19 protein-coding genes are annotated in these 19,704 nt (G+C 65.8%); 14 read left to right on the top strand and 5 right to left on the bottom strand.

Annotated elements, in window-relative coordinates; all coding sequences use genetic code 11:
* Positions 1-43: 43 nt before the first annotated feature.
* The gene (gene argG, locus API01S_RS11890) at positions 44-1,384 is read right to left on the bottom strand and encodes an argininosuccinate synthase (protein ID WP_006218438.1); all 1,341 of its coding nucleotides are present in this window, start codon (positions 1,382-1,384) and stop codon (positions 44-46) included.
* A 146-nt stretch (positions 1,385-1,530) separates the two neighbouring features.
* The gene (locus API01S_RS11895; RefSeq protein WP_061304559.1) at positions 1,531-2,439 is read right to left on the bottom strand and encodes a LysR family transcriptional regulator; all 909 of its coding nucleotides are present in this window, start codon (positions 2,437-2,439) and stop codon (positions 1,531-1,533) included.
* Positions 2,440-2,535: 96 nt separating this feature from the next.
* On the opposite strand from API01S_RS11895, the gene API01S_RS11900 reads away from it, so the two are divergent.
* The 5 genes from API01S_RS11900 to API01S_RS11920 all read left to right on the top strand — a co-directional run bounded on the left by API01S_RS11900 (position 2,536) and on the right by API01S_RS11920 (position 6,422).
* A complete protein-coding gene (locus API01S_RS11900) occupies positions 2,536-3,402 on the top strand; it encodes an amidohydrolase family protein (protein WP_174544673.1) in 867 nt (288 codons plus the stop codon).
* 66 nt (positions 3,403-3,468) lie between these two features.
* On the top strand, positions 3,469-4,422 hold the full coding sequence (locus API01S_RS11905; RefSeq protein ID WP_061304563.1) for a Bug family tripartite tricarboxylate transporter substrate binding protein: 954 nt from the start codon (positions 3,469-3,471) through the stop codon (positions 4,420-4,422).
* 2 nt (positions 4,423-4,424) lie between these two features.
* On the top strand, positions 4,425-4,955 hold the full coding sequence (locus API01S_RS11910; RefSeq protein ID WP_061304565.1) for a carboxymuconolactone decarboxylase family protein: 531 nt from the start codon (positions 4,425-4,427) through the stop codon (positions 4,953-4,955).
* A gap of 12 nt (positions 4,956-4,967) precedes the next feature.
* Entirely contained in the window at positions 4,968-5,531 is a 564-nt protein-coding gene (locus tag API01S_RS11915; RefSeq protein ID WP_061304566.1) for a DUF4286 family protein, read from the top strand.
* A gap of 30 nt (positions 5,532-5,561) precedes the next feature.
* On the top strand, positions 5,562-6,422 hold the full coding sequence (locus API01S_RS11920; RefSeq protein WP_084802413.1) for an alpha/beta fold hydrolase: 861 nt from the start codon (positions 5,562-5,564) through the stop codon (positions 6,420-6,422).
* Between the two features lie 187 nt (positions 6,423-6,609).
* Here API01S_RS11920 and argF read toward each other — a convergent pair whose 3' ends face one another.
* Both argF and API01S_RS11930 read right to left on the bottom strand, forming a co-directional pair.
* Entirely contained in the window at positions 6,610-7,551 is a 942-nt protein-coding gene (gene argF, locus API01S_RS11925; protein ID WP_039884000.1) for an ornithine carbamoyltransferase, read from the bottom strand.
* A 57-nt stretch (positions 7,552-7,608) separates the two neighbouring features.
* On the bottom strand, positions 7,609-8,790 hold the full coding sequence (locus API01S_RS11930; protein ID WP_061304568.1) for an aspartate aminotransferase family protein: 1,182 nt from the start codon (positions 8,788-8,790) through the stop codon (positions 7,609-7,611).
* Between the two features lie 187 nt (positions 8,791-8,977).
* On the opposite strand from API01S_RS11930, the gene API01S_RS11935 reads away from it, so the two are divergent.
* Positions 8,978-9,268, top strand: coding sequence for a DUF3579 domain-containing protein (locus API01S_RS11935; RefSeq protein ID WP_013392635.1), 291 nt, complete (start codon positions 8,978-8,980; stop codon positions 9,266-9,268).
* 283 nt (positions 9,269-9,551) lie between these two features.
* Here the strand turns inward: API01S_RS11935 and API01S_RS11940 are convergent, their stop codons facing one another.
* Positions 9,552-10,271: a GntR family transcriptional regulator gene (locus API01S_RS11940; RefSeq protein ID WP_039883046.1), complete on the bottom strand. Its 720-nt coding sequence runs from the start codon at positions 10,269-10,271 to the stop codon at positions 9,552-9,554.
* Between the two features lie 260 nt (positions 10,272-10,531).
* Between API01S_RS11940 and API01S_RS11945 the strand changes: the two genes are divergently transcribed.
* The 8 genes from API01S_RS11945 to API01S_RS11980 all read left to right on the top strand — a co-directional run bounded on the left by API01S_RS11945 (position 10,532) and on the right by API01S_RS11980 (position 19,637).
* Positions 10,532-11,269 (top strand): aspartate/glutamate racemase family protein, encoded by a 738-nt coding sequence (locus API01S_RS11945; protein ID WP_061304570.1) that lies wholly within the window; start codon positions 10,532-10,534, stop codon positions 11,267-11,269.
* A 95-nt stretch (positions 11,270-11,364) separates the two neighbouring features.
* Positions 11,365-12,942 carry an ABC transporter substrate-binding protein gene (locus API01S_RS11950; protein WP_050727680.1) on the top strand — a complete coding sequence of 526 codons (1,578 nt, stop codon included), beginning with the start codon at positions 11,365-11,367 and terminating at the stop codon, positions 12,940-12,942.
* A gap of 76 nt (positions 12,943-13,018) precedes the next feature.
* Positions 13,019-14,011, top strand: coding sequence for an ABC transporter permease (locus tag API01S_RS11955; RefSeq protein ID WP_006218451.1), 993 nt, complete (start codon positions 13,019-13,021; stop codon positions 14,009-14,011).
* Complete coding sequence (locus API01S_RS11960; RefSeq protein ID WP_006218452.1) at positions 14,001-14,942, top strand: ABC transporter permease; 942 nt, start codon at positions 14,001-14,003, stop codon at positions 14,940-14,942. Before API01S_RS11955 ends, API01S_RS11960 begins: the two co-directional genes overlap by 11 nt.
* Positions 14,943-14,967: 25 nt before the next feature.
* Positions 14,968-16,161, top strand: a complete 1,194-nt coding sequence (locus tag API01S_RS11965; protein ID WP_061304573.1) for an amidohydrolase family protein — start codon at positions 14,968-14,970, stop codon at positions 16,159-16,161.
* Complete coding sequence (locus API01S_RS11970) at positions 16,161-17,648, top strand: amidohydrolase family protein (RefSeq protein ID WP_061304575.1); 1,488 nt, start codon at positions 16,161-16,163, stop codon at positions 17,646-17,648. The genes API01S_RS11965 and API01S_RS11970 overlap by 1 nt, the downstream gene beginning before the upstream one ends.
* Positions 17,645-18,664: an ABC transporter ATP-binding protein gene (locus tag API01S_RS11975; protein ID WP_050727676.1), complete on the top strand. Its 1,020-nt coding sequence runs from the start codon at positions 17,645-17,647 to the stop codon at positions 18,662-18,664. The genes API01S_RS11970 and API01S_RS11975 overlap by 4 nt, the downstream gene beginning before the upstream one ends.
* Positions 18,654-19,637 carry an ABC transporter ATP-binding protein gene (locus API01S_RS11980; protein WP_050727675.1) on the top strand — a complete coding sequence of 328 codons (984 nt, stop codon included), beginning with the start codon at positions 18,654-18,656 and terminating at the stop codon, positions 19,635-19,637. Before API01S_RS11975 ends, API01S_RS11980 begins: the two co-directional genes overlap by 11 nt.
* Positions 19,638-19,704: the final 67 nt, after the last annotated feature.

The raw sequence follows: 19,704 nt of genomic DNA on the forward strand, positions 1-19,704 counted from the left end.
CCCTCGGTGTAAGCCGAGGGGTTTTTTCATAGGCCTTGAAGCATTACTTCTTCTTGGCGGCGTCCGTCAGTTGCGGCAGCGACGTGCCGCTCGATGCCAGCAAGCCGGTCTTCACGTAGGTGAAGAGCTTTTCGCGGGTGTCGACGATGTCCAGGTTGCGCATGGTCAGCTGGCCAATGCGGTCGGCCGGCGTGAACGGTGCGTTCTCGACCTTTTCCATCGACAGGCGCTCGGGCGCGTAGGTCAGGTTGGCCGATTCGGTGTTCAGCAGCGAATAGTCGTTGCCGCGACGCAGTTCGATCGTGACTTCGCCGGTGATGGCGCGAGCAACCCAGCGCTGGGCGGTTTCGCGCAGCATGATGGCTTGCGGGTCGAACCAGCGGCCCTGGTACAGCAGGCGGCCCAGCTTGCGGCCGTTTTCGCGGTACTGCTCGATGGTGTCTTCGTTGTGAATGCCGGTGACCAGGCGTTCGTAGGCGATGAACAGCAGCGCCAGGCCCGGGGCTTCGTAGATGCCGCGGCTCTTGGCTTCGATGATGCGGTTTTCGATCTGGTCGCTCATGCCCAGGCCGTGACGGCCGCCGATGCGGTTCGCTTCCAGCAGCAGTTCGACCGGGTCGCTGTATTCGACGCCGTTCAGCGCGACCGGTTGGCCTTCTTCGAAGCGCACGGTGACTTCTTCGGCCTTGACGGCCACGTCATCGCGCCAGAACGCCACGCCCATGATGGGCTTGACGATGCGGATGCCGGAGTTCAGTTGTTCCAGGTCCTTGGCTTCGTGGGTGGCGCCCAGCAGGTTGGAGTCGGTCGAGTAGGCTTTTTCGGCCGACATCTTGTAGTCGAAGCCGGCTTGGCGCATGTACTCGGACATTTCCGAACGGCCGCCCAGTTCGTCGATGAAGCGCTGGTCGAGCCAGGGCTTGTAGATCTTCAGGTCCGGGTTGGTCAACAGGCCGTAGCGGTAGAAGCGCTCGATGTCGTTGCCCTTGAACGTGCTGCCGTCGCCCCAGATGTTGACGTCGTCTTCCTTCATCGCGGCCACCAGCATCGTGCCGGTGACAGCGCGGCCGATGGGGGTCGTGTTGAAGTAGGTGATGCCGGCGGTCGAGATGTGGAACGCGCCCGATTGCAGGGCGGCGATGCCTTCGGCCACCAACTGCGCGCGGCAGTCGATCAGGCGGGCATTTTCGGCGCCGTAGGCCAGGGCCTTGCGGGGGATTTCGTCGTAGTCGGACTCGTCGGGCTGGCCCAGGTTCGCGGTGTAGGCGTAGGGGATGGCGCCGTTATTGCGCATCCACAGCAGGGCTGCGCTGGTGTCGAGGCCGCCGGAAAAGGCGATGCCGACCTTCTGGCCGGTGGGAAGGTTCGGGAGGATAGTGGTCATTGTTTGAGGTGATGGGCCAACAGGACTTTGACAGCAACGAGCCGCCAAACAAGAAAGGTAGCGGGCATTTTAACTCTTTTGCCCCGGGGGGCCAGCTACGGGTCGCCGCAACCCGCAACCCGCAACCCGCAGCCCGCCAGTGGGCATCAGCCGGCCGGCGCGAACAGTTCGGAAAGTTTCAGTTGCCGGATCAGCTGCGCGGTGGCACTCGCCAGGCGCGTTGCCGGCCGGTGGCGGGCGCTGGCGAGCACCAGGTTGTTGGTGATCCGGGGCGATTCGATGTCGCAAAGCGACAGCGCGTGCTCGGCGGCAGGGCCGCGCGCGGCCGAGCGCGGCAGGATGGCGTAGGCGTCGCCTTGCGCGGCAAGTTCCACAATGGTCTGTACCGCGTCGACCTCGGCCGCCACCTTCAGCCGCACGCCTTGCGCGCGGCACACGCTTTCAACCAGGGTCCGGATCGCATTGGGCAGGCTGGGCAGCACCAGCGGATAACCGCCCAATTGCGCGACCGTCACCCGGGCAGGCAGCGGCGGCTGATGATCCGCCGCCGCAGCCAGCACCAGGTCTTCGCGGAACAGCGATTCATACGCAAGCTGGGGCGAGGGCGCGGGGTCGTAAAGCAGGGCCAGGTCCACGCGGCCGGCCAGCAACCATTCGCGCACCTGCGCACTCAAGCCCTCGGCGACCGCGATGGACGCATCGGGAAAGCCCCGTCGAAACGCCTGCACGAGCGGAGGCGTCAACACGCGCGCGATGCGTGGCGGCAAGCCGACCACCACCTTGCCGGTGGGCGTGGCGCGCAAGGTCTGCAAATCTTCCTTGGCGCGTTCGGCCAGCGTCAGCAGCGCGCGCGCGTGTTCCAGGAAGCGCAGGCCGGCTTCGGTGGGCTCCGCGCCCCGGCCGTTGCGATACAGCAGGTGCTGGCCCAGCTCCAGTTCCAGCAGGCGCACTTGCCGGCTCAAGGTGGGCTGCGCCACGTCGAGGATCTGGGCGGCGCCCGAAAAGCTGCGCCGCTCCGCTACGCAGACGAAGTACTCGATCTGCTTGAGGTCCATGAGATATACGCTTTTTCAATATCTGAAATCAAAGATATAGCATTGTTAGTCGCCTCGCAATCCGCGACGATGTCGTTTTTCCAGCAGGAACCGACTGTGCCCGATTGCCGCCCGCCACTTGCGTCTCCGTCCCGTCCTCGCCATGCCTTGCCGCCGGGCGCTTGCGACGCGCATTGCCATGTCTTCGGGCCGGGCGACGTCTTCCCCTATGCCGAGGGCCGGTCCTACACGCCGCCCGACGCGCCCTATGCCGCCATGGCCGCGCTGCACGCGCACCTCGGCATCGAGCGCGCGGTGGTGGTGCAGGCCAATTGCCATGGTTCGGACCACAGCGCGCTGCTGGATGCGCTGGCGCAAAGCGGCGGCCGCTATCGCGGCGTGGCGCTGCTGGGAGCCGACGCCACGGCGGCCAGCGTGCGGCGACTGCATGATGGCGGCGTGCGCGCTGCGCGCTTCAACTTCGTGCCGCACCTGGGCGGAGCGCCGGACCCGGCCGTGTTCGACCACGTCGTCGCGCTCATCGCACCGCTGGGCTGGCATCTTTGCCTGCATGTGGACGGCGCGATGCTGCCCGAGCTGCTGCCGCGCCTCTTGGCCTTGCCGGTGCCTTTCGTGGTCGACCACATGGGCCGGCTGAAGGCGGCGGATGGCCTGGATTCGCCCGCGATGCGCGCGTTGCTGACGCTGGCCGATGTGCCGCAGGCGTGGGTCAAGGTGTCCGGCATCGACCGCATCGCATCCGGCAAGCGTCCCTTTGCCGAAGGCATTCCCTTTGTCCAGGCGTTGGTGAACGCCATGCCCGAGCGCTGCCTGTGGGGCACGGACTGGCCGCATCCCAATGTTGCCGGCGACATGCCCGATGATGGCGAGCTCGTGGACACATTCTTCCAGGCCTGCCCGGATGCCGCGCAGCGCCAACTGGTATTGGTGGACAACCCGGCCAGGCTGTACGGATTCAACTGACCCTCCGCAAGCCGAGGCCGTGATGCCGGCGGCTGCAAAAAAACATCGATTCAACGAGGAGACATCATGTTCAAGAAATTGCTTTCGGCCACCGTGCTGAGTCTGTCCGCGGTAGGCGCGGCCCAAGCTGACGGCCCGGTCCGCCTGATCATTGCATTCCCGCCCGGCGGGCCGGTGGATCTGGTCGGCCGGGTGCTGGCCGAACAACTGGGTAAAGAGCTCAAGCAGAACGTCATCGTCGAAAACAAGGCCGGCGCCAACGGCAACATCGCTGCGGCCTACGTCGCCAAGGCGCCGGGCGATGGCTCGGTGCTGTTTCTGACCAGCGTGGGCGCGGTGGCGATCAGCCCGGCGCTGTACAAAGACCTGCCCTACGACCCGGTGCGCGACTTTGCGCCAGTGTCCAGGGTGGTGAACAACGCGACGGTCTTCGTCGTGAATCCGGCCAACCCGGCGACCGACGCGGCGGACTTCGTCAAAAAGTCGCAGGCGGCGTCGCAGTCGGTGGCGATCGGTTCATCGGGCATCGGCAGCATTCCGCACCTGACGATGGAAATGTTCGCCGACGCCAGCAAGGCAAAGGTGCTGCACGTGCCGTACAAGGGTGCCGCGCCCGTCATCAACGACGTGATGGGCAATCAGGTGGCGGGCTTCTTCGGCGACGTGCCGGGACTGATCGGCCATATCCAGGGCGGCAAGCTCAAGCCGCTGGGTATTGCCGCACCGACGCGCCACCCGCTGCTGCCCGACGTGAAGACGCTGGCGGAACAAGGCATTGCGGGTGTCGAGTCGAACAACTGGTACGGCATCGTGGCGCCGTCGTCCACGCCGGCCGCAACGGTCGACAAATTGAATCAGGCCGTGCGGGCGGCGCTGGGCAACGAAGCGGTACGCGCCAAGCTTGAGAAGTTCGGCGCAGAGGCCGCCCCAAGCTCGCCGCAGGAATTGGCCGCGCTGATCGCGTCCGATCGCGACAAGTGGACCGCGCTGATCCAGCGCAAGAACATCCGTCCGGAGTAAGCATGAGCGCCAGCCGAGTCACGCCCGTCGTACCGGGCACGCGCCAGGAACTGGCCCCGCTCGAAGCGCGCATCAGCGCCGCGCGCGGCCGCATTTCGCCGCTCTATCAGGTGTTGTTGAACAGCCCCGCCGTGGTGGATGGCTGGGAAGCAATGCTGACCGCGATCCGCCAGAAGACGTCCTTGTCGCCGCGTTTGCGCGAACTCATCATCCTGCGCGTGGCGACCCTGAACAACGCCCCTTATGAATTCGACGCGCACGTGCCGCATGCCTTGGCGGGCGGCATGCCGCAGGCAGTGATCGATGCCTTGCGCGCCAACCCGGCGCCCCAGGAAGTGCAGGGTCTGGCTCCCGGCGAGGCCGAGGTGCTGGCGCTGACCGACGCCATGACGCGCGACATCGAGGTGCCCGACGCGGTGTTCGCACCCGTGCGCGCTCGCTACGATGACACGCAACTGGTCGAGTTGGCCGCGACGGTGGGCGCCTACAACATGGTGTCGCGCTTCCTCGTGGCGTTACGCGTCGGCCATTGAAAGGAGAAGACAGTGCAGGAAACGATATTGCTGGTGTCCTTGGGTGAACGCTTCGACCACGCGCGCGCGGCCGACATGGCGCAGCGCCTGACCGGCGGATTGGACGGCGTTGGCGTCAGCGCCTTCGCGGCGGTAGACGAAGCGGACACGTATGTGTACGTGCGAGGGGCTGCGCCCGCGCTGGCGGAAATCCAGGCGCGCTTGGCCGAGAGCTTTCCGGGCGCCCGGGCACGCGTGCTGCACCGGACGCTGGATCTGCCCGGCGCGTCGGCAGGGCAGGACGCCCCGTGGCACTACATCGTGGAAACCGATGTGCTGCCCGAAGCCGAGCAGGATCTGAACGCCTGGTATGACCAGGAGCATCTGCCCGGGTTGGCCTCGGTGCCCGGCACGGTGCGAGCGATGCGCTACGAATGCCGCGACGAGTCGCCGCGATACCTGGCTTGCTACGACCTGGCCACCCGCGAAACCTTCGGCAGTCCGCCGTGGCTTGCCGTGCGCGCCACCGACTGGAGCAGCCGCGTGCGCCCTTCGTTTCGCAACACCCGCCGCACGATGTTCCAGAAGATCCTTTAAGGGCAGTCCGGCGCAGGCCGGCAAGGAGACATGATGATGAAGCAATGGCTGACCGGGCTGACCGGGCTGACGATGGCGTGCGCGGTGGTGGCGGCTACGCCGGCGCTGGCCGATGTGCCCAAGCGGGTCAACGTGCTGGTGGGCAATGGCGCGTCGATCGAAGTGCTGGAGCAGGGGCAGGGGCCCGCGCTGGTGTTGCTGCCGTCGCGCGGACGCGGCGCGCAGGACTTCGACGAGCTGGCCGCTCGCTTCGCAAAGGCCGGCTACCGCGTGCTGCGTCCGCAGCCGCGCGGCATCGGCGGCAGTACCGGGCCCATGTCCGGCATTACGCTGCATGACCTGGCCGATGACCAGGCCGCCGTGATACGCAACGTGGCGCGCGAGCCGGTCGTGATGGTCGGCCACGCGTTCGGCAATTGGGTGGCTCGCGCGACCGGCGTGGATCACCCGGAACTCGTGCGCGGCGTGGTGATCGTGGCGGCCGCGGCCAAGCAATATCCCAAGGGCCTGAGCGAACACGTGGACCGCAGCGCCGAACTGTCCTTGCCCGACGCCGAGCGCCTGGCCTCCATCCAGTACGCCTTCTTCGCGCCCGGCAACGACGCGCGCGTCTGGCTGAACGGCTGGTATCCGGACGTCAGTGAAAGCCAGCGTCTGGCGGGCAAGGCCACTCGCCAATCCGATTGGTGGTCGGGCGGCGCCAAGCCGCTGCTGGACTTGCAGGCCGAACTGGATCTGTTCAAGCCGCCGGCCACGCGCAACGAAATCCGCGACGAATTCGGCGAGCGCGTGTCCGTGGTGGTTATCGCCGGGGCGGGCCACGCGCTGGTGCCTGAAAAGCCGCAGGAAGTGGTGGACGCCATCACGCAGTGGGAACGCACGCTGCGCTGAAAGCTTGGGTTGATCGACTGCGTTGAACGCTTTGGTTGAATGCTCGGGCTGAACGATTGGGTTGAATGCCTGCCTGCGCTAAGCGCTTGGGCTGGACGCTGGCGCTGAACGCCCGGGTTGAACGCCATCCAAACAAAAGGGCCTGGATATCAGCAGATATCCAGGCCCTTCTTTCTTTACCGCAGGCTTATTTGATCTGGCCCAGCAGCAGGAATTCCATCAGCGCCTTTTGAACGTGCAGGCGGTTTTCGGCTTCGTCCCAGACCACGCTCTGCGGGCCGTCGATGACTTCGCCGGTGACTTCCTCGCCACGGTGCGCGGGCAGGCAGTGCATGAAGACGGCTTCGGGGTCGGCGGCGGCCATCATCTCGGCGTCCACGCACCAGTCGGCGAACGCGGCGCGGCGTTCTTCGTTTTCGGCCTCGTAGCCCATGCTGGTCCACACGTCGGTGGTGACCAGATGCGCGCCCTGGCACGCTTGCATGGGATCCTTGAACTGGCGCAGCACCTTGTCCGACGGCGTGCCGATGCGGGCGGCTTCGAGTTCGTAGCCGGCAGGCGTGGACACGTGCAGCGTGAAGCCCAGCATTTCGGCGGCGTGCAGCCAGGTGTAGGCCATGTTGTTGGCGTCGCCCACCCAGGCCACCGTCTTGCCCGCGATGGGGCCGCGATGTTCGATGTAGGTGAAGATGTCGGCCAGGATCTGGCAGGGGTGGAATTCGTTGGTCAGGCCGTTGATGACCGGCACGCGCGAATGCGACGCGAAGCGCTCGATGCGGGTTTGCTCGAACGTGCGGATCATGACGATGTCGACCATGCGCGAGATGACGCGCGCGGTGTCCTCGATGGGTTCGGAGCGGCCCAGTTGCGAGTCGTTGGAGGTCAGGTTGATGACCGAACCGCCCATCTGGTACATGCCGGCTTCGAACGACACGCGGGTGCGGGTGCTGGCCTTTTCAAACACCATCGCCAGCGTGCGGTCGTGCAGCGGCATATGGGGTTCGTAGCGCTTGAACTTTTCCTTGATCAGGCGTGCGCGGTCCAGCACGTAGGCGATTTCGGCGGACGAGAAGTCCTTGAACTGGAGGAAATGCCGCAACGGGCCGTTTTGAGTCGTGGGAGGAGTCATGGTGTTGTCGCGAGGTCATTGGGCCCGTCCGGGCTCGTGGCCCGATCGGGACGTTGATTATGGTTGTTCGGCCAGAAATTGTTGGATGAGCGGAACCAGGGTGGCGACGATCTGGTCCGCCTCTTGCTTGGTCAGGATCAGCGGCGGCAGCATGCGGATGACACGGTCGCGCGTAACGTTGATGAGCAGGCCGGCCTGCATCGCGCGCAGCGCCAGCACGCCGCAGGGACGCGCGAGCTCGATGCCCAGCATCAGGCCACGGCCACGCACTTCGGTGACGCCCTTGGTGCCCGCCAAGGCGTCTGCCAGCGTCTCTTTCAGGTAGCTACCCACGGTGTGGGCGTTGTCCAGCAATCGATCGTTTTCAAGTGTGTCGAGCACCGCCAGGCCCGCCGCGCAGACCAGCGGGCCGCCGCCGAACGTGGTGCCATGGCTGCCCGGCGTGAACACGCCAGCGGCGGGGCCGGCGGCCAGCATCGCGCCGATGGGCACGCCGCCAGCCAGCCCCTTGGCCAGCGTCATGACGTCGGGCTTGACATCGGCCCACTGGTGCGCGAACCACTTGCCCGTGCGGCCGATGCCGGATTGCACTTCATCGATCATCAGCAGCCAGCCGCGCTCGGTGCACAGCGCGCGCACTTCCTGCAAATAGGCCAGGTCGGAAGGGCGGATGCCGCCTTCGCCCTGCAAGACTTCGAGCAGCACTGCCGTGGTGCGCGGTTCGGCATCGCCCGCCGCGCGCACGGCGTCCAGGTCGTTATAGGGCACCTGGATGAAACCGCTGGGCAGCGGTTCGAAACCCTTGCGCGCCTTGTCGCTGCCGGTGGCCGCCAGCGTGGCCAGCGTGCGGCCATGCCAGGACGAATCCATGGTGATGATGTGGGCGTGCTGGTTGCCGCGCTGGTAGGCGTAATAGCGCGCCAGCTTGATGGCGGCTTCGTTGGCTTCGGAGCCAGAATTGCAAAAGGCCACTTCCTGCATGCCCGACAACGCGGTCAGGCGGGCGGCCAGCGCCGTTTGCTGCGGAATTTCGTAGATGTTCGAGGTGTGGATGACGCGCGCCGCCTGCTCGCTGATGGCGGCCACCAATTTCGGATGGGCATGACCCAGGCAGGACACGCCGATGCCGGCCAGCGCGTCCAGGTATTTGCGCCCTTCGGCATCCCACAACCATACGCCCTGGCCGTGCGTGAACGCGACCGGCAGGCGGGCATAGATATTGGCCAGAGGCGAGGTCATTGCGGATCCTCCTGGGGGATTACCAAAAAGCCGCCCTCAATTCGATGGATTCCCCGGCGAAAGCGGGGCGGAATCGGCTTTTGGAAGAGGGCAAAGGATCAATCATATACAATTCGCGGCGCAGGGCGCATGTTTGATCACGCCGAAGATCCGGCTTTCGTGAAAGGCGCGCTGTAGTGAAGAACTCATGGCAACTCGCGTCAGACAATTCGTAATTCATGGCGTTACCGAAAGCGGTAGCCGATTCCGCCCCAGCGATTGGGCGGAGCGGCTCGCTGGCGTAATGGCACAGTTCCGGCCCGCCGGCTGTGCTGGTAACCACCTCACTTATTCGCCTTATGTGCTGCCCGTCGTGATCGACGGTGTGCGCGGTATCGTGGTCGACTTGCGTTTGCGCGACCTGGAACCGTTGGCGTACAAGTTCGTGGTTGATTTCGCTCGCGACAACAACCTCAAGACGGAAGAACGCGAAATCTAAGTGCCCGAACGAAAAAGCGCCCCGACCGGGCGCTTTTCTCATTCGTGCTGGACTCTCACGCCCCTCGGGCGGGTTCGCCCCTATGCCGCGTCTGGACGCTCGCGCGTTTCGCGCGGCGCCCTGCACGCGCGAGAGGGGCGGCCTGCAAGCGCCAGATTCAGGCGCCAAATTTTCAAGCGCCCAAATTCAAGCGGCCAAATTCAAGCGGCCAAATTCAAGCGCCAAAATTCAAGCGTCGCGGGTTCGTCCGCCGGCAAGCCAACGCGCTCAAGCGCCGACCCAATCAAGTCCCGTAACGGTCCAGGATCTTTCGTATATCGCGCACGCCGGACCCGTCGGTGCTCAACAGGGCGCGCGCGGTGACGGATTCCAGATGATGTTCCAGCAGATGCAGCACGTGCTTTTCGTCGCGCGCGCGCAAGCCCTGCACGATGTCGCGGTGTTCGCTGACGGCGCATTCGCTGGAATGCGGCCGGCCATATAGCGCCAGGATCAGCGAGCAGCGCGACACGATCTCGTTCACGTAGCGGGCATAGACAGCGTTGCCAGACAGCTCGGCCATCAGGATGTGGAATTCGCCGGACAGCCGGATGGATTCATTCGTGCTGTTGCGCTTGCGGGCCGCTTCCTCTTCTTCCACATGCCGCGCCAGCCGCGTCAGGCCCGCCTCGGTGATGTGTTGCAGCAGGCGCCGGGCCACGTCGCGCTCCAGGCAGCGCCGCGCTTCGAAAATATCGTGGGCTTCTTCCAGACTGGGGCGCGCGACCGCCGCGCCGCGATTGGGGCGCAAGTCCACCAGCCCCTCGCTGAACAGCCGCGTCAACACCCCGCGAACAATCGTGCGGCTGACGCCGAAACGTTCTCCGATGATGTCCTCGGGCAGCTTGTCGCCCGGCAGCAAGGCCTGCTCGATGATGGCGCGGCGCAAATTTATGTATACGATTTCGCTGCGATTTGTGTCTTTCTTGGCGGGCTCATTGGCCGGCTGCGCGAGAGGTTTCATCGTCTTGTGTGGCTCCTGAACGGGCGCGCTCTTGTTGTCATTGTCGTTGTAATACTTCGGCTGTGAGTGCCGCAGCCGCTGCGCACCGCGGGTGTGGGCAAGCATACTACAACCGCCGCTAAGGGTTAGCGATAGCTTGAATGAGGGATCCAACGGCGTACATTGTCGGCATAAATCGTATACAAACATTTATACAAAACTATCCGTACATGGATGTATTGATAAATCAACTTGTATACAAACCGACCGAGGTTTGTTTTATGCCAGCCCTGACCGACGCCGTCGCCATCGACCGGCCCGCCCATGCCCCGTACCGCCTGCTGGTGGTCAACGGCAACACTACGTCCGACCTGACCCATAGCCTGGCCGCCCAGGCGCGCGTGTTCTTTGATGGCGCAGCCCACGTGCATGCCGTCACGGCCTTGTTCGGGCCCGCCTATATCGCCAGCCGCGTCGAGGCCGCCGTGGCGGCGCACGCGGTGCTGGAAACCGTGGAACGCGAAGTGGCCCGCGCCGAAGCGCCGTTCGATGCCTGCGTGCTGGCCTGTTTCGGCGAACCGGGCATCGGCGCCGTGCGCGAATGCCTGAGCGTGCCGGTCGTGGGCATGGCCGAGGCCTCCATCATGGCCGCCATGCAGCGCGGCGACCGCTACGCCATCGTCACCGTGGGGCAGCGCTGGCCGGGCATGTTGCGCGAACAGATCCGCCAACTGGGCCTGGACGCCCGCTGCGCCGCCATCATCGCCTTGCCGGGCAATGCGCTGGACTACGTATCGCGCTCGCCCGAATCGGCCGCCGCCGTCAGCCGCGCGCTGGAGGCGGCGGTGGCCGAGGGCGCCGACGTGATCATCGTGGCCGGGGCCGCGCTGGCCGGCTATCTGCCGGTGCTGCCGCGCCGGCCCTCCGTGCCCATCATCGATTCCTACCGCGCCGCGCTGGCGCAAGTACTGGCCCTGGCTTCGCTGGAGCGGGCGCAACGCCTGTGCGCGTTGACCTGACGGGCCAGGTCCGTTCGCGATCCAAATCGCGCCGGGCCCGACCCGGCGACATCAAACCGGGTCAAGCGCCCGATAGACAAGGGAGAGTTGCAGCCATGAAGACGTTGCTTAAATGGACCGCAGGCGCGGTGATCGCGCTGTCGGCCATCACGGGGGCTTCGGCCGCCAACACGCTCAAATGGGGCGCCGCGCGCGACCTCGATTCGCTGGACCCGTATTCCTACGGCAGCACATTCAACCTGGCCTTCCTGAACCATGTCTACGAAGCGCTGATCCGCTACGACGACAAGTTCAACATCACGCCAGCGCTGGCCGAATCCTGGGAAGCCGTCTCGCCCACGGTGCTGCGCTTCAAGCTGCGCCAGGGCGTGAAGTTTCACAATGGCGCGTCGTTCTCGGCGGACGACGTGGTGGCCTCGATGACCCGCGTGTCCGACGAGGCCTCGCCGCTCAAGGGCAATCTGCCGGCGTTCAAGGCCGTGCGCAAGGTGGACGACTACACGGTCGACATCGAAATGACGCATCCGTATCCGCTGATGCTGAACGATCTGACCAACATTTTCATCTTCAATCGTCAGTGGCTGGTGGACAACAACAGCACCCGTCCGACCGACGCCGCCAAGAAGATCGAAGGCTACGCCACGCACAACGCCAATGGCACCGGCCCGTTCAAGGTCGAGTCGTACCGGCCGGACACGCGCACCGTGCTGGTCGTGAACAAAGACTGGTGGGACAAGCCCCGCCACAACCTGGATCGCATTGAATTCACGCCGATCGCTTCCGCGCCGACACGCGTGGCGGCGCTGCTGTCCGGCGACATCAATTTCACCGAGAACGCGCCGCTGCAAGACCTGGACCGCCTGCGCGCCGCCTCGAACGTGAAGGTGTTGGCCGCCACCGAATTGCGCACGCTGTACTTCGGCATGAACCTGGGCGACAAGCTCGTGGGCTCGAACATCACTGACAAGAACCCGCTGAAAGACCTGCGCGTGCGTCAGGCGCTGTACATGGCGCTGTCGCCCGACCTGCTGCAAAAGCGCGTGATGCGCGGGCTCTCGCGCACCACCGGCGCGCTGGTGGCTCCGTCCATTCCCGGCTACGACGTCAAGCAGGAAGTGCGCTTGCCGTTCGACACGGCCAAGGCCAAGCAGCTTCTGGCCGACGCCGGCTATCCCGACGGCTTCACCTTGTCGCTGCTGTGCTCGAACGACATGTTCGTGAACGAGGAAGAGCTGTGCCAGGCCGCCGCGTCGATGTGGGCGCGCATCGGCGTGAAGGCGTCGCTGGCCAGCGGACCGCGTTCGCTCCAGAACCCGAAGCGCGCGCGCGGCGAGTTCGATATCACCATCCACGGCTGGGCGAATGAGCCGCAGATCGATGCGCTGTCGATCCTGCTGCAAGTGATGCACAGCCGCACCGGCCCGGCTGGCGTCTTCAACTGGGGCCAGTGGGGCGATGCCGCGCTGGACGCCAAGATCGACGCGGCGGCTGGCGAGATGAACCGCGACAAGCGCGTGCAGATGATGGCCGAGGTATTGCAGACCCTGCATGACGACGTGCGCTTCCTGCCGCTGCACCAGCAGCCGATGGCCTGGGCCGTGGGCGACAAGGTGGGCGACGTGCTGCAAATGCCGGACAACAAGGCGCGGCTGTGGACGGTGCGCATGCAGTAGCGCGCCGTGCGTGAGGGCGCCGCGCCCCGCGCGCGGCGCCATGCAAGTCCGATATCGGGTCTGAAGGAGGCCGCACATGCTGGCATTCATCGTTAGACGGGTCTGTAACGCGGTTGGCGTGATGCTGGCGGTGGCGTTGCTGGCCTTCGTGATATTTCGTTTTGTCGGCGACCCCGTCGACATGATGCTCAACGAGCAAGCCTCGCAGACGCAGCGCGACGAGCTGCGCGAGCGCCTGGGGCTGAATGCGTCGGTGGGCATGCAGTTCGTGCACTTCGTCACCAACGCGGCGCAGGGCGAGTTCGGCATCTCGTACCGCAACCAGCAGGACGTTTTTGCGCTGGTGGCCGAGCGCTTTCCCGCCACCTTCGAGCTGGTGATGATGGCTACGCTGCTGTCGCTGGTGATCGGCGTGCCGCTGGGAGTGCTCACCGCCATCTACCGCAAGTCGCGCCTGGCGCAGGCCTTGCAGTTCGTGTCCATTCTTGGAATCTCGCTGCCCAGCTTCGTGGTCGGCATCATGCTGATCCTGATTTTCTCGGTGCAGCTGGGTTGGCTGCCCGGCTTCGGCCGGGGCGAGACGGTCAAGATAGGCTGGTGGTCCACCGGCCTGTTGACGCCATCCGGCCGCGCCGCGCTGGTGCTGCCGTCGATCACCCTGGCTCTGTTCCAGATCACGCTCATCATGCGGCTGGTGCGCGCCGAAATGCTCGAAACGTTGCGCACCGAATTCATCAAGTTCGCCCGCGCGCGCGGCCTGCCGGATCGCATCGTGCATTTCCGCCTGGCGCTGCGCAACTGCCTGATGCCCGTCATCACCGTGACCGGCATGCAGATCGGCAACCTGATCGCCTTCGCGCTCATCACCGAAACCGTATTCCAGTGGCCGGGCATGGGCCTGCTGTTCATCCAGTCGGTCATGTTCGTGGACATTCCCGTCATGGCCGCCTATCTGGTTATCGTGTCTTTCATCTTCGTGGCTTTGAACACCCTGGTGGACATGATGTATGGCGTGGTCGATCCGCGCCTGCGCAGCCAGCACGTCAAAGGAGGCGCCAATGCTCACTAAACCTTTTTCCGGCGGCGCGCAGAGCCGGCTGTCCCGCTTCCTGCAAAGCGATCTGTGGTGGAGTTTGCGACACGATTACGTGGCCATGGGGGCGGGCATCGTACTGCTGGTCGTGGTGCTGCTGGCGATATTCGCCCCATGGATCGCGCCGCAGAACCCCTATGACCTGGCGCAGCTCGATCTCTTGAACGCCGAGCTGCCGCCCTTCTGGGTGGACGGGGCCGACCCGCAGTTCCTGCTGGGCACCGACACGCAGGGCCGCGATGTGTGGTCGGCCATCCTGTACGGCTCGCGCATGTCCCTGGCGATCGGCTTGGCCACGGTGGTGCTGTCGCTGGCGATCGGTCTGCTGGTGGGCTTGGCGGCCGGCTATTTCGGCGGCTGGGTCGACAACGCCCTGATGCGCGTGGGCGACACGCTGCTCAGTATTCCCACCATTCTCGTGGCCATCCTGGTGACGGCGGTGTTTCGGCAACTGCTGCCACCGGGCCTGCGCGAAACGCTGTCGGCCGTGATCCTGATCCTGGCCATCTCGATGACCAACTGGGTGCAGTACGCGCGCACGGTACGGGCGTCGGCGCTGGTCGAGCGCGGCAAGGAATACGTGCAGGCGGCGCGGCTGATCCGCGTGAGTTCGCTGCGCATCATGCTGACGCACATCCTGCCCAACACGCTGACGCCCGTGATGGTGACGGCCACGCTGAACCTGGGGCTGGCCGTGCTGATCGAGGCCACCCTCAGCTTTCTTGGCGTCGGCATGCCGCCCACCGAACCTTCGTTGGGCACGCTGATCCGGCTGGGCAACCAATTCCTGTTTTCGGGGCAGTGGTGGGTCGTGGTGTTCCCCGCGCTGTATCTGAGCCTGATCGTGCTGGTGGTCAACCTGCTGGGCGATTGGCTGCGCGATGCGCTCAATCCCCGTCTGCGCTGACAGCGCATCTACAAAGAGGTCAAGCATGGAAAACGCAACGTTACACACCCAAGTCCGCCTGGCTGGCGGCGAGCCAACCACGGTGCTGGTGCACGATCGCCGCATCCAGGCGCTGGGCGGCGCCGCGCCCGCGGGCGTGCCGGTGGTGGACGGAGGCGGCGCGCTGATGCTGCCCGGGCTGATCGACGCCCACGCGCACCTGGACAAGACCATGTACGGCATGCCCTGGTATCGCAATGAAGTCGGCCCCCGGCTGATCGACAAGATCGAGAACGAGCGCGTAGAAAAGAAACGCCTGGGCATCGATCCCTACCGGCAGTCGGCGCGTCAGATCGTGATGTCGATCGGCGACGGCACCAGCCACATCCGCAGCCACGTGGACGTGGACACGGACATCGGCGTGGCGGCTATCGAAGGCGTGATGCGCGCGCGCGACCAGTACCGCGACGAGATCGACGTGGAGCTGGTGGCGTTTCCGCAAAGCGGCCTGCTGATCCGGCCCGGCACGCTGGAGTTGATGGACCAGGCGCTGCGCATGGGGGCGGACGTGGTGGGCGGGCTGGACCCGGCCGGCATGGACCGCGATCCCAAAGGCCATCTGGACGCGATCTTCGCCTTGGCCGACAAGCACGGCAAACCGATAGACATCCATCTGCACGAGGCCGGCGAGCTGGGCGCGTTTTCCATGCAGATGACGATCGACCGCGTGCTGGCGCTGGGCATGCAGGGCAAGGTGACCCTGTCGCATGCGTTCTGTCTGGGCATGCCCGACACGCAGGCCGTCCAAGCGCTGACCGATGGGCTGCTGCAAGCGGGCGTGCACATCATGACCACCGGTTCGGCCTCGCGCCCGGTGCCCAATGTGGCGCGGCTGCGGCAGGCCGGCGTCACCGTCTGCACCGGCAACGATGGCATGCGCGATACCTGGGGCCCTTACGGCAAGCCCGACATGCTGGAGCGGACCATGCTGGTCGGCCTGCGCAACAACCTGCGCCGCGACGACGAACTGGAACTGGCGCTGGACGTGGCCACCTACGGCAACGCACGCGTGATGCAACTGGCCGACTACGGCCTGACGCCGGGCTGCCATGCCGACTTTGTGCTGGTCGATGCCGAAACGGTGGCCGAAGCCATCGCGGCCCGGCCCGTGCGCAAGCTGGTGGTCAAGCGCGGCAAGGTGGTGGCGCGCGACGGCCGTGCCTTGGTGAGCGCGCCGTGATGCCCGATGCGCAAGGCCCCGTCCTCTTGACCGCCCGCTGGGTCGTGGGCCACGAAAACGGCCGGCACTGCCTGTACGAGAACGGCGAAGTCGTTTTTGAAGGCAATCGCATCCTGTACGTCGGCCACCGCTATCCGGGTCCCGTGGCGCGCCGTCATGACTATGGCCGCGCCGTGATCGGGCCGGGCTTCGTGGACCTGGATGCATTGTCGGACCTGGACACGACCATCCTCGGTTTCGACAATTCCCCCGCTTGGCGCAAAGGCCGCATCTGGCCCGAGACGTACATGAAGCAGGGGCCTTACGAGATGTATACGCCCGCCGAATTGGCGTTCCAGAAGCGCTACGCCTTTGCGCAGCTGATCCGCAACGGCATCACCACGGCGCTGCCGATTGCGTCGCTGTTCTACCGCGTCTGGGGCGAGACCCGTGACGAATTCCTGTCGGCGGCGAACGCGGCGGGGGAACTGGGGCTGCGCGTCTACCTGGGGCCGGCTTACCGCAGCGGCCACACCTATGTGGATGCCGAGGGCAAGATCCGCTGCCACTATGATCCGGCGCGCGGCATGGCCGGGCTGGACGAGGCGATTGCATTTTGCGATGAAGTCGAAGGCCGTCATGGGGGCCGCGTGCGCGCCATGCTGGCGCCCGACCGTATCGAGACCTGCACGCCGGAACTGCTGCGCGCATCGGCCCGGGCTGCCCAGGAACTCGACATTCCGATCCGGCTGCATTGCTGCCAGTCGCGCCTGGAATACGACCTGGTTCAGGAGCAGCACGGCATGAGTCCGCCGCAATGGCTGCAAAGCCTGGGCTTTCTGTCGCCGCGCGCGCTGCTGCCGCACGGCACCTATGTGTCGGGGTCGCGCCATATTCCGCAGCCGGGGCGCGACCTTGAAATCATCCGCGACGCGGGCGCCAGCATCGTCCACTGTCCGCTGGTGTCGGCGCGGCATGGCGCAACGCTGTCGTCGTTCGCGCGTTATCGCAAGCTGGGCATCAACATCGGCATGGGCACCGACACGTGGCCGCCCGACATGGTGCAGAACATGCAGGTGGGCCTGATGCTGTGCCGGGTCGAGGAAGCCTCCACCGAGGCCGTGCGCGCCGAAGACTATTACGACGCGGCGACCGTCGGCGGCGCCGACGCGCTGGGCCGCCCCGACCTGGGTCGCCTTTCTGTAGGCGCCAAGGCCGACATCGTCGTCTTCGATTTTTCGCACGACCGCAACGGCCAGATGATCGACCCCATCCAGACGCTGATGATCAGCGGCAGCGGACGCGACGTGTCGCAGGTGGTCATCGATGGGCGCTTCGTGATGGTGGACGGACGCATCCCCGGCTTTGATGCGCGTCTGGCGCAAGAGCAGGCGCAGCGGCAATTCGATGGCCTGATCGCGCGCTATCCCGACCGCACCTGGGGCCATCCGCCCGTTGAACAGATTTTCTCTTCCAGCTATCCGCGTCCCGCAAGGAGCCCGTCATGATGGCAACCGACCCCCACACCGCGCCGGCTGGCGTGCCCACCTTGTCCGTGCGCGGACTGTCCGTGGAATTTCCGACCCGCCATGGCACGCTGGTCGCCACGCGCGACATCAGCTTCGATATCCGGCCCGGTGAAATCCTGGGCATGGTGGGCGAATCCGGCGCGGGCAAATCCTTGACCGGCATGGCCGTGATCGGCCTGCTGGAGCCGCCGGGCCGCCTGGGCGCGGGCGAGATCCTGCTGGCGGGCCAGCGCATCGACAACTTGCCGCCCAAGGCGCGCCAGCGCTTGCGAGGCAAGGAGATCGGCGCGATTTTCCAGGACCCGCTGACCAGCCTGCACCCGTTGTTTACCGTAGGCGACCAGCTGATCGAAACCATCCGCCATCACGACAAGGTGTCCGCATCTGCCGCCCGTGCTCGCGCGCTGGAGCTGTTGCTGGCGGTGGGCATTCCGGCCGCCGACAAGCGTATTGACCATTACCCGCACCAGTTCTCCGGTGGCATGCGCCAGCGCGTGGTGATCGCGCTGGCCCTGGCGGCGCGCCCCAAGCTCATCATCGCGGATGAACCCACCACGGCGCTGGACGTGTCGGTGCAGGCGCAGATCACCGCGCTGCTGCGCCGGCTTTGCCGCGAGCAGGGCACCGCCGTGCTGCTGGTGACGCACGACATGGGCGTGATCGCCGAAACCGCGGATCGCGTGGCGGTGATGTACGCCGGCCGCATCGTGGAGATCGGTCCGGTGATGGATGTGCTGCGCCGGCCCGGTCATCCTTATACGCAGGGCCTGATGAACGCCATCCCCGGCCTGCGCCATCGGGCCGCGCGCTTGAACCAGATCGACGGCGCCATGCCGCGCCTGCACGCCATGCCCGATGGCTGCGCCTTTCATCCGCGTTGCGCGCTGGCGGGCCCGCGCTGCGCGCAAACCCGGCCGCCGCTCGCCCCGACGCCATCGGGCGCCACGGTCAGCGCCTGCTGGCTGCATCAGGAAGGAGTCGCTCATGCCGCGTAACGATGATGTGCTGTTGCGGGCCGATGACCTGGCCTGCTGGTTCGACGTATCGCCGCCCTGGCTGGAGCGCACGCTGTCGCGCCAGCCGATGCAGACGCTCAAGGCGGTGGATGGGGTGTCGCTGTCGGTGCCCCGAGGCTCCACGTTGAGCATCGTGGGTGAATCCGGCTGCGGCAAGTCCACCCTGGCCAAGCTGCTGGTCGGCCTGGTCGCGCCCACGCGCGGCACGCTGCAATATGGCCGCAACCGGACGGGCGGCGTGCTGTATCCGCAGATGATCTTCCAGGATCCCTATGCCAGCCTGAACCCGCGCTGGCGGGTGGGCAACATCGTGGCCGAGCCCATCATCACCCTGGGCCTGCGCGGATCGCCCGCCGACACGCGCCGCCGCGTGGACGAACTGCTGGAACTGGTGGGCCTGTCCGCCAGCGACGCGGGCCGCTTTCCGCACGAGTTCTCGGGTGGGCAGCGGCAACGCATTTCGATAGCGCGAGCGCTGGCGACCGAGGCGGAATTCCTGGTTTGCGACGAGCCCACCTCTGCGCTGGACGTGTCGGTGCAGGCGCAGATCCTGAATCTGATGGGCGATCTGCAAAAGGAATTCGGGCTGACCTATGTGTTCATCAGCCACAACCTGTCGGTGGTGCGCCACGTGTCCGATAGCGTGGCGGTGATGTATCTGGGCAGGATCGTCGAACAGGCGCCGGCCGATCAATTGTTCGACGCCCCGCAGCATCCGTACACGCGCATGCTGCTCGACACGATTCCCGACCTGGACGCCCCTCGGCGCGACCGCGACCCGATGGGCGGTGAAGTGCCCAACCCGATCCAGCCGCCTACCGGCTGCACGTTTCACCCGCGCTGTCCCGAGGCCCGCGACGAATGCCGCGTCAGCGCGCCGCCGGTCACCCGCACGGGAGGACGGCAACTGCGCTGCCACGCGGTCAAATGGGAGAGGGCGGTGGCGGCCTGAGGGGAAGGCTGCAATTCGAAGCCCCAGAATGCAACGAGGCCCCGCGAAGGGGCCTCGTTGCAATCAG

Origin of the sequence: Achromobacter piechaudii NBRC 102461 (assembly GCF_001571245.1) — a bacterium.
Classification (GTDB): Bacteria; Pseudomonadota; Gammaproteobacteria; order Burkholderiales; family Burkholderiaceae_B; genus Achromobacter; species Achromobacter piechaudii.

Bases quoted from the DNA above. Each gene is read 5' to 3' on its own strand.
- API01S_RS11975 (WP_050727676.1), top strand. From the start codon at position 17,645: ATGATGGCAACCGACCCCCACACCGCGCCGGCTGGCGTGCCCACCTTG.
- argF (WP_039884000.1), bottom strand. From the start codon at position 7,551: ATGACTCCTCCCACGACTCAAAACGGCCCGTTGCGGCATTTCCTCCAG.
- API01S_RS11895 (WP_061304559.1), bottom strand. From the start codon at position 2,439: ATGGACCTCAAGCAGATCGAGTACTTCGTCTGCGTAGCGGAGCGGCGC.
- API01S_RS11930 (WP_061304568.1), bottom strand. From the start codon at position 8,790: ATGACCTCGCCTCTGGCCAATATCTATGCCCGCCTGCCGGTCGCGTTC.
- API01S_RS11935 (WP_013392635.1), top strand. From the start codon at position 8,978: ATGGCAACTCGCGTCAGACAATTCGTAATTCATGGCGTTACCGAAAGC.
- API01S_RS11960 (WP_006218452.1), top strand. From the start codon at position 14,001: ATGCTCACTAAACCTTTTTCCGGCGGCGCGCAGAGCCGGCTGTCCCGC.
- API01S_RS11920 (WP_084802413.1), top strand. From the start codon at position 5,562: ATGATGATGAAGCAATGGCTGACCGGGCTGACCGGGCTGACGATGGCG.
- API01S_RS11945 (WP_061304570.1), top strand. From the start codon at position 10,532: ATGCCAGCCCTGACCGACGCCGTCGCCATCGACCGGCCCGCCCATGCC.
- API01S_RS11950 (WP_050727680.1), top strand. From the start codon at position 11,365: ATGAAGACGTTGCTTAAATGGACCGCAGGCGCGGTGATCGCGCTGTCG.
- API01S_RS11940 (WP_039883046.1), bottom strand. From the start codon at position 10,271: ATGAAACCTCTCGCGCAGCCGGCCAATGAGCCCGCCAAGAAAGACACA.
- API01S_RS11905 (WP_061304563.1), top strand. From the start codon at position 3,469: ATGTTCAAGAAATTGCTTTCGGCCACCGTGCTGAGTCTGTCCGCGGTA.
- API01S_RS11980 (WP_050727675.1), top strand. From the start codon at position 18,654: ATGCCGCGTAACGATGATGTGCTGTTGCGGGCCGATGACCTGGCCTGC.
- API01S_RS11965 (WP_061304573.1), top strand. From the start codon at position 14,968: ATGGAAAACGCAACGTTACACACCCAAGTCCGCCTGGCTGGCGGCGAG.
- API01S_RS11955 (WP_006218451.1), top strand. From the start codon at position 13,019: ATGCTGGCATTCATCGTTAGACGGGTCTGTAACGCGGTTGGCGTGATG.
- API01S_RS11970 (WP_061304575.1), top strand. From the start codon at position 16,161: ATGCCCGATGCGCAAGGCCCCGTCCTCTTGACCGCCCGCTGGGTCGTG.
- argG (WP_006218438.1), bottom strand. From the start codon at position 1,384: ATGACCACTATCCTCCCGAACCTTCCCACCGGCCAGAAGGTCGGCATC.
- API01S_RS11910 (WP_061304565.1), top strand. From the start codon at position 4,425: ATGAGCGCCAGCCGAGTCACGCCCGTCGTACCGGGCACGCGCCAGGAA.